General features: G+C 40.8%; 13 protein-coding genes and 4 tRNA genes. 8 read left to right on the top strand and 9 right to left on the bottom strand.

Going from position 1 to position 11398, the window contains the following annotated elements; genetic code table 11:
- Positions 1-137 precede the first annotated feature (137 nt).
- Entirely contained in the window at positions 138-1136 is a 999-nt protein-coding gene (locus KK487_RS14840) for a WD40 repeat domain-containing protein (protein WP_013466166.1), read from the top strand.
- Entirely contained in the window at positions 1123-1338 is a 216-nt protein-coding gene (locus tag KK487_RS14845; RefSeq protein ID WP_013466167.1) for a SlyX family protein, read from the top strand. Before KK487_RS14840 ends, KK487_RS14845 begins: the two co-directional genes overlap by 14 nt.
- Positions 1339-1349: 11 nt before the next feature.
- Here the strand turns inward: KK487_RS14845 and KK487_RS14850 are convergent, their stop codons facing one another.
- A complete protein-coding gene (locus KK487_RS14850; protein WP_008114218.1) occupies positions 1350-1553 on the bottom strand; it encodes a YheV family putative zinc ribbon protein in 204 nt (67 codons plus the stop codon).
- 132 nt (positions 1554-1685) lie between these two features.
- Here KK487_RS14850 and KK487_RS14855 point away from each other — a divergent pair, with 132 nt between their 5' ends.
- Positions 1686-3605, top strand: coding sequence for an ATP-binding cassette domain-containing protein (locus KK487_RS14855; RefSeq protein ID WP_013466169.1), 1920 nt, complete (start codon positions 1686-1688; stop codon positions 3603-3605).
- Positions 3592-4008, top strand: a complete 417-nt coding sequence (locus tag KK487_RS14860) for a TIGR02444 family protein (protein WP_013466170.1) — start codon at positions 3592-3594, stop codon at positions 4006-4008. Before KK487_RS14855 ends, KK487_RS14860 begins: the two co-directional genes overlap by 14 nt.
- A 77-nt stretch (positions 4009-4085) precedes the next feature.
- Here KK487_RS14860 and KK487_RS14865 read toward each other — a convergent pair whose 3' ends face one another.
- The gene (locus tag KK487_RS14865) at positions 4086-4319 is read right to left on the bottom strand and encodes a helix-turn-helix transcriptional regulator (protein ID WP_013466171.1); all 234 of its coding nucleotides are present in this window, start codon (positions 4317-4319) and stop codon (positions 4086-4088) included.
- Positions 4312-4812 carry a hypothetical protein gene (locus KK487_RS14870; RefSeq protein WP_013466172.1) on the bottom strand — a complete coding sequence of 167 codons (501 nt, stop codon included), beginning with the start codon at positions 4810-4812 and terminating at the stop codon, positions 4312-4314. Before KK487_RS14870 ends, KK487_RS14865 begins: the two co-directional genes overlap by 8 nt.
- A gap of 588 nt (positions 4813-5400) precedes the next feature.
- On the opposite strand from KK487_RS14870, the gene KK487_RS14875 reads away from it, so the two are divergent.
- The 4 genes from KK487_RS14875 to KK487_RS14890 all read left to right on the top strand — a co-directional run bounded on the left by KK487_RS14875 (position 5401) and on the right by KK487_RS14890 (position 8972).
- A complete protein-coding gene (locus KK487_RS14875; protein ID WP_036957066.1) occupies positions 5401-6393 on the top strand; it encodes a hydrolase in 993 nt (330 codons plus the stop codon).
- Positions 6390-6635, top strand: coding sequence for a YheU family protein (locus tag KK487_RS14880; RefSeq protein ID WP_008114225.1), 246 nt, complete (start codon positions 6390-6392; stop codon positions 6633-6635). The genes KK487_RS14875 and KK487_RS14880 overlap by 4 nt, the downstream gene beginning before the upstream one ends.
- A 60-nt stretch (positions 6636-6695) precedes the next feature.
- Complete coding sequence (locus KK487_RS14885; protein WP_036957064.1) at positions 6696-7886, top strand: dipeptidase; 1191 nt, start codon at positions 6696-6698, stop codon at positions 7884-7886.
- Between the two features lie 174 nt (positions 7887-8060).
- Positions 8061-8972 carry a hypothetical protein gene (locus tag KK487_RS14890; RefSeq protein ID WP_036957063.1) on the top strand — a complete coding sequence of 304 codons (912 nt, stop codon included), beginning with the start codon at positions 8061-8063 and terminating at the stop codon, positions 8970-8972.
- Positions 8973-9130: 158 nt separating this feature from the next.
- On the opposite strand, the gene KK487_RS14895 is transcribed toward KK487_RS14890, so the two are convergent.
- From KK487_RS14895 to KK487_RS14920, 6 genes are all read right to left on the bottom strand, one after another.
- Positions 9131-9271 carry a hypothetical protein gene (locus KK487_RS14895; protein ID WP_164907914.1) on the bottom strand — a complete coding sequence of 47 codons (141 nt, stop codon included), beginning with the start codon at positions 9269-9271 and terminating at the stop codon, positions 9131-9133.
- Between the two features lie 320 nt (positions 9272-9591).
- Positions 9592-10776 (bottom strand): elongation factor Tu, encoded by a 1185-nt coding sequence (tuf, locus tag KK487_RS14900; RefSeq protein WP_013463851.1) that lies wholly within the window; start codon positions 10774-10776, stop codon positions 9592-9594.
- Between the two features lie 135 nt (positions 10777-10911).
- Positions 10912-10987 (bottom strand) — tRNA-Thr (locus tag KK487_RS14905).
- 10 nt (positions 10988-10997) lie between these two features.
- Positions 10998-11072, bottom strand: a tRNA-Gly gene (locus KK487_RS14910).
- A gap of 46 nt (positions 11073-11118) precedes the next feature.
- Positions 11119-11203, bottom strand: a tRNA-Tyr gene (locus KK487_RS14915).
- Between the two features lie 39 nt (positions 11204-11242).
- A tRNA-Thr gene (locus KK487_RS14920) sits at positions 11243-11318 on the bottom strand.
- Between the last annotated feature and the right edge of the window lie 80 nt (positions 11319-11398).

Raw genomic sequence — 11398 nt, forward strand, 5'->3', positions numbered from 1 at the left:
TAACGGCCTACATGGTAGGCTGCTTGTTTAATAGCTAAACTAAAAACATATCCAGTGATTAGACAAACAACCTAGGCGTTTAACGAGACCTAGTCTAACCTCTCAGTCACTAAGAGTTAAGAGGAAATACCTGTAATATGTCGTTATTTCGTACTTTTTTAGTCGCCACTTGCTGTTTATTAACAATTGCATGTAGTGATGAAAAACAACAAGCAGTGGCCAGTTTTGAGCACACTGCACAGGGCGCCTTTTCATCTGCGTTATCGCACGATGGTCAATACAGCTTAGTGTCTTCTATCCATCATGGGGTCGCCCTTTGGGATAATCAACAGCAAGCGCTTAAATACCAATGGTTTCAACAGCAGGCTGAAGATAGCTTAGTTTATGCCGTAGCCATTGCTTTTGATAATAGCGTGGCTGTTACCGCCGAAAAAACCACCTTTGCGGTCTGGGATATTGCCACCGGCAAAAATAAAGGCTTTTATAAAATACAAAAAGCCAGCATTCGCGATATTGCCATTAGCAACCAAGGCCAAAGTGTTGTTTACGGGCGCAGCGATGGCGTTGTGGTATTTATAAACCTTAACACAGGTAGGCGCATTGAATTTTTAGGCCATCAAGAAAAAGTAAATACCGTTGACCTATCACCCAACGGGCGCTATGCACTAAGCGGCTCTAACGATTATGTTGCCTACTTATGGGATACTCAAAGTGGGCAAGTAGTTCATCGCTTTAATCACCCAACCCGAGTAACGCAGGTCGCTTTAGATCCTCAAGGGCGCTATGCTTTTACCGCCGACAGTATGGCACAAGCAAATGTATGGAAGCTGACTACAGGTGACCTTGTTAGTAAACTAAAGTATATTGCGCGTCAGAAAATTTTTACCGCAGTGCGCTTTAACGATCAAGGCACTTTATTAGCAACCGGTTCACCCAATAAACGGGTTGATTTATGGCAGCTAACCAGCGGTGAAAAAATTCAAACATGGCAAGTCACTCCGCGAGAAGGCAGTAAGCCCAAATCGGCAGTGGTACTTGATGTGGCATTTACAGATAACGGTAAATCATTGTTAACTGAAAGCTCGAGCGGAATCGCTGAGCGCTTTATTATACGAGAACCAAATGAACACAATTGAACATCGGCTAATGGAACTTGAGGCTAAAGTGGCTTTTCAAGACGAAACAATTGAAATTTTGAATGATGAAATAAAAGTTCACCAGCAACAGTTGGCAAAAATAAAGCGCCAAACCGAATTGCTGGCTGAAAAACTTAAAGAGTCGCAAGCATCGCAACCTATGATGTCGAATATGCCGGAGCCTCCGCCACCGCATTACTAAACTGTTTAGGTTTAGTCGCCTGGATTAAACACGCCAATGATCTGTTCAAATTGGCGTGTTGATGCCTGCACAGCCTGCTCTGGTTGAGCCATTTTGTGACCACACTGCATACATTCAACTTTTTCTACGTCATGCTCTTTGTAGAGCATTAACATATCCATGGTTTTACACTCAGGACACGTTGCTCCAGCAATAAATCGTTTTTTATGTTTCACTTCGTTTTTCCTACCATTTTGACTGACGTTATTTTATCGCAATATTTGCCTACTTGATACGATTGATATAGCTAATAAGATCCGTGTTATAATGGCCGCAATTCAATCAAGGCACAGTAAAGTAACGTATTTATGATCCAAATCTCAGAAATAGAACTGCTTCGCGGTGGCAAAGCTTTATTAAAAAATGCATCGGCTACATTATTTCCAGAGCACAAAGTAGGCCTTGTTGGTGCTAATGGCTGTGGTAAGTCAACGCTATTTAGTTTATTAAAGTCTGAGCTTTCGTTGGATGGCGGTAATTGCAGTATTCCTAAAGATTGGTCACTGGCCTCAGTAAAACAAGAAACCCCCGCCCTTGAAATAAGCGCTATAGATTACGTACTGCAAGGCCACCCTGAATATTATGCGCTACGAATTGCTTTGCGTGAAGCTGAGCAAACCAATGATGGCGACACTCAAGCTAAAGTGCATATTCAGCTTGAAAATATTAAAGGCTATAGCATAGAAGCCAAGGCAGGAGAGCTATTACATGGCTTAGGGTTTGCTAATAACCAAATAGAAAACCCAGTAAGTGCATTTTCGGGTGGTTGGCGTATGCGTTTAAACTTAGCCCAAGCGCTTATTCGCGATGCCGACTTGCTGTTACTGGATGAGCCTACAAACCACCTTGATTTAGATGCTGTGTATTGGCTTGAGCGTTTTTTACGTGCCTACACTGGTACATTGGTACTGATATCTCATGACCGAGAGTTTTTAGATGCGGTGGTTGATCAAATTTGGCATATAGATAAACAACTTATCAATGTATATAAAGGCAATTACTCGCAGTTTGAACGCCAAAAAGCTGAGCGTTTATTACAGCAACAAGCCATGTTTGAAAAACAACAAGATCAAATTGCCCACTTAGAGCAATTTATTACTCGTTTTAAAGCTAAAGCCAGTAAAGCCAAACAGGCACAAAGCCGCGTTAAAGCGCTAGAACGCATGGAAAAACTTGCCCCTGCACATGCTGACTCGCCATTTGATTTTGAATTTGCCGAGCCAACCGCTCTGCCTAACCCGCTAATGACACTCGACAAAGCTAAAGCCGGTTATGGTGATGTGACCATTTTAAACAGTATTAAGCTGAACTTAGTGCCAGGTAGCCGTATCGCGCTGCTTGGTAGAAATGGCGCAGGTAAATCAACACTTATTAAGCTGCTCTCTGGTGACTTACAACCTCAAGCAGGTGAAGTGTTTCAGCATCAGGGGTTAAACATTGGCTACTTTGCGCAGCATCAATTGGAATCACTTGATTTAAAAGCCAGTGCCGTCACTCATCTGCAACGTTTAAACCCTAAAGCCAGCGAACAATCACTGCGTGACTTTTTAGGCGGCTTTGCCTTTGTAGGCGATAAAGCACTCGACCCTGTTGCCCCTTTTTCAGGCGGCGAAAAAGCGCGCTTAGTGCTAGCTATGTTAGTCTATCAAAAGCCAAACTTACTGTTACTCGATGAGCCAACCAACCACCTTGATTTAGAAATGCGCCACGCATTGGTTATGGCATTACAAGGCTTTGAAGGCGCTATGGTCACGGTATCGCATGATCGCCACATGCTTAAAAACACCGCTGATGAATTTTACTTAGTTGATAACGGCGAAGTTACTCAGTTTGGTTACGACCTAGACGCGTATTATCAGTGGCTGCTTAATGCTAATAAAGAAGCCGCTAAAAGCGACACCGATGACGAGCCAAAAGCCCACTCACAAGTAAACCGAAAAGAGCAAAAGCGCTTAGAGGCCGAGTTTAGAAAAGCGATTCAACCGCTTAAAAAGCAAATTGAAAAGCTTGAAAAACAATTGGATAAATTTGCTGCAGAATTAGCTGACGTTGAAGAGGCGCTCGGCGATAACACACTTTATAACGATGAAAATAAAGCTAAGCTCAAAGAGCTAATTACCAAGCAAGCCACACTTACGCCTAAGCTTAATAATGTTGAAGAAGAGTTATTAATGGCCCTTGAAGAGATGGAACAAAAAGAACAGGCATTCGCCGATGAACTTGCTTAACAGCAACGATTTTTGGCAGTTTGCATGTCAGCTTTATAGCGAAGATGGCATGCAAGCGCGCCTGTTAGATTACCAAAACCTGCAAGGTAAAAACGTCAACCTATGCTTGTTGCTGTATTACTTAGATTCTCTCAATCTAGCTATTAACCAAACACAGCTGAGCAAGCTTGAACAATCTATTAGTGAATTTGAGCAGCAGGTATTAAAGCCTCTACGTACTACCCGCGCCTATTTAAAAACAATTCAAACCGAGATTACCGATTACGCCGCAATTCGAAAAGCACTTCTCGGCGCCGAGTTGAAGTTAGAAAAGCAGCAACAAATAATATTGATTGATGTAGTTAATAGTATGGATTTAACAGCCTGTTCAACGCCCAATAACAGCGATAAATATTTGGCATGATTTTTCACCATTATTTTCATCATATCACTTATATTATGAATATTAGCTCGTAATATACGTGGTTACTTTGGTTTGTTTTATAAACCAAGCTGCATATCTTTGGCTTTGTATTGAAACACCTCTTCTAATGGCAAGTTAAAAACTATAGAAATTTTAAAAGCCACTTCTAGAGAGGGTGAATATTTATTTGCCTCAATTGCCATTACCGTTTGCCGAGTTACACCAATAGCATCTGCTAATTGCTTTTGCGTCATTTCATCGCGTAAAAAGCGTAATGTTCGAATAGAGTTAGTTATTACATACTCACTCATAAATATTACCCGTTCTACCTTTATAAAGCTGCGCTATATAGTTGACTATTTCGGCAATCAAAAAAGCACCTACCATGACGTGCATTGGTAAGTATGGAATATTATATTCAATGGCTGGGCCCCAGTTATTAGCTTCAATTTGATACTGAACAATAGCAACACAAATTCCCGTCTGTAATATTATGGCCTTATATTTATAACCCACTAAATTTATTTGCTTTTCTCTCACATCAGGTGGCTGATTTAATTCATTATCACTGATAAATGAAAGTAATAAATAGCTCAATACTATAAGTATCACAGAATAAATTAACACCTGTAGCAATAAACCAGATAACCAAGAAACAGAACTAAGCTGCTGCGTACTCGCATTCATTAGGCTGTTTACATAAAAGTAAGATATGTACACGCTTACTAGTAAATCGATACTCAGCGTCAGTTCTCTAAAACTTATGCTTTGTAAAAATTCTTTAAAGTGCTCTGAACGAGTCATATAAAGCTAACCCCAAGTAAAATATTTTTGACTTTAAAACTATAAGTTCACTCCTTAGCCATGTCAAATATATTTAACACTAGGTTTATTTTATTTAACCTAAAACAAAGCAACGGTTATTCAAAGCTGAACTTTGCTGACCATCTTTATTATAAAAGTGATTAAAAAATCGCAGATAATTTACTAAAAAGTGCAAAATCGACTTAACTTTATTGATCAAAATCAACATCTGCATTGCCCATTTTATAATCTTTTAAATAGCTTGATCTGGATCATATCAAGCCCTGCCAAGCCAGCCTATGATTAACCCATAGACATCAGGAGGCCATTATGGACGTATTCTTTAGAGATTTTTTTAGCGACCCAGTACTATTTTTATCATTTGGATTTTTAGGCGTCGTTATTAGTTTATGCCTCTTCTTTGTGTATTTTTTCATGAAAAAAGTACACGATGCAGATATTAAAGAACAGCATTAAGCACGACGCACAAAGCGCCTTATTAGTTTACTGATTAGGCGCTTTTTATTTTTAAATATAAAAAATTTGCTACACTAGCGCTTCGTTTATTGCAAAGTGCGTAGTACAGACATGATCCCTAAGTTCAAACCCGCATGGTGGATGACCAACCGACACGTTCAAACCATAATGCCGCGTTTTTTTCGCCCTTTTCACCATACTCGCTACGAACTTGCGCAACTTGATACACCCGATGGTGACTTTATTGAGCTTGCTTGGTCACTCCCGCATAACGAAACGGCGCCGCTCGCAGTGGTACTTCATGGACTTGAAGGCAACATAAATAGTTTTTATGCCAAAGGCATGATGAAAGCATTAAAAAAGCAAGGGTTTGCAGTGGTGCTAATGCACTTTAGAAACTGCTCAACCGAAGTCAATCGCTTGCCAAGAGCCTACCATAGTGGCGACACTGCCGATTTAGCCTTTTTTATAAACCATTTAAAACAGCAATTTCCAAAGCGCCCGATTGTGGCTGTCGGCTTTTCATTGGGTGGTAATGTGCTGGCTAAATATTTAGGGGAAGAACACATTCACTGCCCGCTTAGTGCAGCCGCTGTGATATCTGCGCCCTATGATTTGTCATCATCCAGTGATGTTATTCGTAAAAGCTTAGGTAAAGTTTATCAAAAATATTTGCTCGATCGGATGAAAAAGTCGATGCAACGCAAACTCCCACAAATTAAACAGCAGATACCGATCACCACCGATCAGTTAATGGAAATTGACGATTTATTAGAGTTCGATAACCAGCTTACAGCACCGCTACATGGCTTTGAAAATGCGCACGACTACTACAAAAAAGCCAGTGCTATGCCGTATTTAAAAGATATTGCGACACCCACACTAATTATTCATGCCAAAGACGACCCTATGCTGTCGATTAAAGCAGTTCCAAGTAGTCAGGATGTAAGTAAGCATGTTACGCTGCGCATCTCAGAGAGGGGCGGCCACGTAGGTTTTATTAGCGGTAACAACCCATTTAAACCCGTGTTTTGGTTAGAGCAAGTGGTGCCTGATTATTTTAAGCAATGTGTATTTAATAACACCGATAAAGAGTGGCTATGATTATTCCTTTTGAACAACTTGATAAAGACACACTGTACAACCTAATTGAAAGCTACGTTTTGCGCGAAGGCACTGACTATGGCGAACAAGAGTTCAGTATTGAAAGTAAAGTAGCGCAAGTAAATCAGCAATTAAAAAGCGGCGAAGCTATGGTATTTTTCTCTGAGCTACATGAGTCGGTCACCATAATTTCTAAAAGTGAATTCAAAGCACTACAGAGTGAAGCGCAATTCGACGAGTAAACTTGTCAGACACGGCGTAAAAATAGACAATGGCTTTTTTAACTTAAAGAGCCATTATAAATGATAAAACTAAGCTCAATAGTTATTGCAATGTCGATTGCATTAACAGGTGCAGTACACGCAGAAATTACTCCCTCGGATAAAGCAATTAAGCTTGCACACGATACCATTTTAATCGATACCCACATTGATGTACCTTACCGTATTCACGCAAAATGGGCTGATGTAACTAAAGCTACTGATGGCGGCGATTTTGATTACCCTCGTGCAGTAAAAGGCGGTTTAAACGCGCCATTTATGTCGATTTATATTCCTGCTCATTTAGAGTTTGAAGGCAAAGGCAAAAGCTTTCAATTAGCGAATCAACTTATTGATGGTATGGAAGCAATAGCACAACGTGCACCTGACAAGTTTGCCATTGCCAGCTCAACAAGCGATATCGAAGCACAATTTAAGCAAGGTAAAATGTCGATTGCTATGGGCATGGAAAACGGCTCACCCATTGAAGGCGATTTAAACAACCTACAGCATTTTTTTGACCGTGGTGTGCGCTATATCACCCTTGCACACTCGCAAAGCAACCATATTTCTGACTCATCATACGATATTCGTCGCAAGTGGAAAGGCCTAAGCCCATTTGGTAAAGAACTAGTAAAAGAGATGAATAACATCGGCATGCTGATTGATGTGTCTCATATCTCGGACGATGCGTTTTATCAAGTGATGGAACTGTCTAACACCCCTGTGATTGCATCACACTCATCACTACGTAAATACACACCAGGTTTTGAGCGTAATATGAATGACGACATGTTATTAGCTCTTAAAAAGAACGGTGGTGTGATTCAAATTAACTTTGGTTCAAGCTTTGTTACTGCTAAAGCAGGTACGTGGGGCAAACAGTTAAAAAGTAAAAAAGAAGCGGTAAAAAAAGATGGTACTAAGTTAAGTAAAGATTTTGATGCGATGTACCGCGCTAAAAACCCTTACCCATTTGCAAGCTTAGAGCAAGTGCTTGATCATATTGATCACGTTGTGAAGTTAATTGGTATAGAGCATGTTGGTATTGGCTCTGATTACGACGGCGTAGGTGACTCACTGCCTATCGGTTTAAAAGATGTGTCTAGCTACCCCAATCTAGTTCAAGGTTTAATGGACAGAGACTACAGCGATAGCGATATTAAAAAGATTTTAAGCGGCAATACGCTAAGAGTGTGGAAGCAAGCTGAGCAATACGCAAAATCTCATTAAGCTTTACGCGCTAGGCTTAGGTCTAGCGCTTATAGCCACTTTAAACACCGTATTTCGCCACTCACGCCCCGCATTCTTAATTAACCCGTATATTTAACCCTCATTTAACACACTTTTTAACAGACTTATATTTCGAAAACAGATAAATTACCCATTTTAGAGGCTGATTATTTTATGACTATAAACAAAGGAACTATTGCGATTGCTATAGCAACACTTGCCTTGGTAATTTCATGCTACGGAACATTTTTTAAAGATCAGGCCAGTTCGCTTAATAAACCCAACCAGCAACAGCTAAGCTCCACAGTTTCTATTAGTACTCCTGCAGAATACCAGCAATCAAATGAAGCCCTAATTGACGAACTAAGCAAGAAAGTAAGTTCGCTACAACGCAAAATAGCAAACTTAAAACTGCACGCTAATGACTCTTATCAAGAACAAGATACCGACGAATTTAAGGAGCTTGTTCTTGACGTACTAGAGGAAAAACAGCAGCAAGAAGATGAAAAACGACGTGAGCAAAATCCTCTTTATAGCTTTTATGCAGATTTACCAGAAGACTATGATTTAAGGATCAAATCAGAACCTGATTATGCTAAACAAATAAACTCTCAATTAAGAGAGCAAACTTTAGATCCAAGCATCTCTGATTTAAATAGGTTAGCTGCACTGAGCCAACTGCAAATGAATATGTATATTCTAAATAAATCTACTATGCCTGAGTATGACTATGAAGTAGTGGGTAACATTTTAAATTTAGCGAACAACAGTAGTGACGAAAAGTTTAAAATTCAAGCTGTTGAGTTATCAACTCAAACACCGGTACTTGATTACCGCCTTGCAGAGCAGTTTACAAACTTGTTAGAGCAAGACTCGAATGATTATATCCGTCGCTTAGCTGCACAAGGGTTGATGGCGCAATACTACCAAGCTCAAAATAAACAAGGTGGTTATACGAAGCAAATGGCGCAACATCTACTTTCAGTTTATGACAATACCTCTGACAATGCAGTCAGGGCAACGCTTGACGAAATGATGGGTAACCAAGATATGCTTGATGAATTACGTAAGAATGCTGGTTACTAACTAATTAAGTCCATACTCCTACTTTGTTACAGCGATAACATTAATAATTACATTTTACCTCAGGCATAAAAAAACCGAGACTGAGCTCGGGTTTTATTAATGCTTAATGCATTACAACTAATGATTACTCTACGATAGTTGCTACAAAGCACCGATGCCTAAGTAAGTGCGCCACCTTCATGCTTTATCCTCTGAGTTCGATAAAACTCAACCCATGCTACGATGATCAAATTAATACCGCTTTGCTCTGCCTGAAGCCTCGCACCTAATACCTGAAACCTGTATTTTTCTTGAGACATTAAAAAGCCCGACGCTAAGCTCGGTTTTTTTCGTATTAATTAGCTAGGCTAATTATTACTCGTTGAACGTTGCGACAAAGCACCTACCCCTAAGGTAAGAGCGCCACCTTCACATGAAGTAAATTGCAGACATTAAAAAACCCGAGGCTAAGCTCGGGTTTTTTCGTATTAATTAGCTAGGCTAATTATTACTCGTTGAACGTTGCTACAAAGCACCTACGCCTAAGGTAACTGCGCCACCTTCACATGATGTAAATCGCAGCCATTAAAAAAGGCCACCTAAGTGACCTTTTTCTAACAATTAACTTAAACGTTAATTATTACTCTACGATAGTTGCTACAACACCAGCACCTACAGTACGGCCACCTTCACGGATAGCGAAACGAAGACCTTCGTCCATCGCGATTGGCGCGATTAGCGTTACAGTCATCTTAACGTTATCACCAGGCATTACCATTTCTACGCCTTCTGGTAACTGTACGTCACCTGTTACGTCAGTTGTACGGAAGTAGAACTGTGGACGGTAACCTTTGAAGAATGGAGTATGACGACCACCTTCATCTTTCGAAAGTACGTATACTTCTGAAGTGAATGTAGTGTGTGGCTTGATTGAACCAGGCTTAGCTAGTACTTGACCACGTTCAACGTCTTCACGCTTAGTACCACGTAAAAGTGCACCAATGTTCTCACCAGCACGACCTTCGTCAAGAAGCTTACGGAACATCTCAACACCAGTACAAGTAGACTTAGTCGTCTCTTTGATACCAACGATTTCAACTTCGTCGTTCACGTTGATGATACCAGCTTCAACACGGCCAGTTACAACAGTACCACGACCTTGGATTGAGAAAACGTCTTCGATAGGCATGATGAATGGCTTATCGATGTCACGCTCTGGCTCTGGAATGTAAGTATCTAGTGCTTCTGCAAGCTCTACGATTTTAGCTTCCCATTGCTCTTCGCCTTCAAGTGCTTTAAGTGCAGAACCTTGAATTAGTGGTAAGTCATCACCTGGGAAGTCGTATTCAGAAAGAAGTTCACGAACTTCCATTTCTACTAGCTCAAGTAGCTCTTCATCATCAACCATGTCACATTTGTTCATGAATACAACGATGTAAGGAACGCCAACTTGGCGAGAAAGTAGGATGTGCTCACGAGTTTGTGGCATAGGACCGTCAGTCGCAGCAACTACTAAGATAGCGCCGTCCATTTGAGCAGCACCAGTGATCATGTTTTTAACATAATCGGCGTGACCAGGACAATCTACGTGTGCGTAGTGACGAGTAGGCGTATCGTACTCAACGTGTGAAGTTGAGATTGTGATACCACGCTCGCGCTCTTCTGGAGCGTTATCGATTGATGCGAAATCTTTAGCAACACCGCCGTATACTTTTGCAAGTACGTTAGTGATTGCTGCAGTTAGTGTAGTTTTACCGTGGTCAACGTGGCCGATTGTACCAACGTTTACGTGCGGTTTTACGCGTTCAAACTTTTCTTTTGCCATGACGGAACCTATCAGTTTTGTGTATCTAGATTACATATGAAAATAATCCACCATAGGTAGATTAAGTTAATTTTTTCAAATTTCAAATAGTTTTTTCTGACAGATAAAGGAAGTGTTTAAGGCGATTCGATTGACTGGTGCTGATAGGCAGATTTGAACTGCCGACCTCACCCTTACCAAGGGTGCGCTCTACCAACTGAGCTATATCAGCATCATCAAATTGGAGCGGGCAGCGGGAATCGAACCCGCATCATCAGCTTGGAAGGCTGAGGTAATAGCCATTATACGATGCCCGCTTTAAGGAACCTGTTCTTAAACTACCTCTAACCGTCTAGAATAAAGTGGTGGAGGGAGCTGGATTCGAACCAGCGAAGGCTGAGCCGTCAGATTTACAGTCTGATCCCTTTGGCCGCTCGGGAACCCCTCCACGATAATTCTTTACTAAGCACTTCCGGTAAAAGGAAAGTGGTGCCGACTAACCGAGTCGAACGGTTGACCTACTGATTACAAGTCAGTTGCTCTACCAGCTGAGCTAAGTCGGCACTGCTTTAGTACGGGGCGAGATTCTAGAGTAAGGTTTATTGGGATGCAACCAAAAAATTAAAAAAAATGTGATTTAATG

The sequence above is a fragment of the Pseudoalteromonas sp. SiA1 genome, assembly GCF_018732205.1.
Classification (GTDB): domain Bacteria; phylum Pseudomonadota; class Gammaproteobacteria; order Enterobacterales; family Alteromonadaceae; genus Pseudoalteromonas; species Pseudoalteromonas tetraodonis.

Coding starts and splice junctions, on each gene's coding strand:
- KK487_RS14840 (WP_013466166.1), top strand. CDS start 138: ATGTCGTTATTTCGTACTTTTTTAGTCGCCACTTGCTGTTTATTAACA.
- KK487_RS14845 (WP_013466167.1), top strand. CDS start 1,123: ATGAACACAATTGAACATCGGCTAATGGAACTTGAGGCTAAAGTGGCT.
- KK487_RS14855 (WP_013466169.1), top strand. CDS start 1,686: ATGATCCAAATCTCAGAAATAGAACTGCTTCGCGGTGGCAAAGCTTTA.
- KK487_RS14860 (WP_013466170.1), top strand. CDS start 3,592: ATGAACTTGCTTAACAGCAACGATTTTTGGCAGTTTGCATGTCAGCTT.
- KK487_RS14865 (WP_013466171.1), bottom strand. CDS start 4,319: ATGAGTGAGTATGTAATAACTAACTCTATTCGAACATTACGCTTTTTA.
- KK487_RS14870 (WP_013466172.1), bottom strand. CDS start 4,812: ATGACTCGTTCAGAGCACTTTAAAGAATTTTTACAAAGCATAAGTTTT.
- KK487_RS14875 (WP_036957066.1), top strand. CDS start 5,401: ATGATCCCTAAGTTCAAACCCGCATGGTGGATGACCAACCGACACGTT.
- KK487_RS14880 (WP_008114225.1), top strand. CDS start 6,390: ATGATTATTCCTTTTGAACAACTTGATAAAGACACACTGTACAACCTA.
- KK487_RS14885 (WP_036957064.1), top strand. CDS start 6,696: ATGATAAAACTAAGCTCAATAGTTATTGCAATGTCGATTGCATTAACA.
- KK487_RS14890 (WP_036957063.1), top strand. CDS start 8,061: ATGACTATAAACAAAGGAACTATTGCGATTGCTATAGCAACACTTGCC.
- KK487_RS14895 (WP_164907914.1), bottom strand. CDS start 9,271: ATGTCTCAAGAAAAATACAGGTTTCAGGTATTAGGTGCGAGGCTTCAG.
- tuf (WP_013463851.1), bottom strand. CDS start 10,776: ATGGCAAAAGAAAAGTTTGAACGCGTAAAACCGCACGTAAACGTTGGT.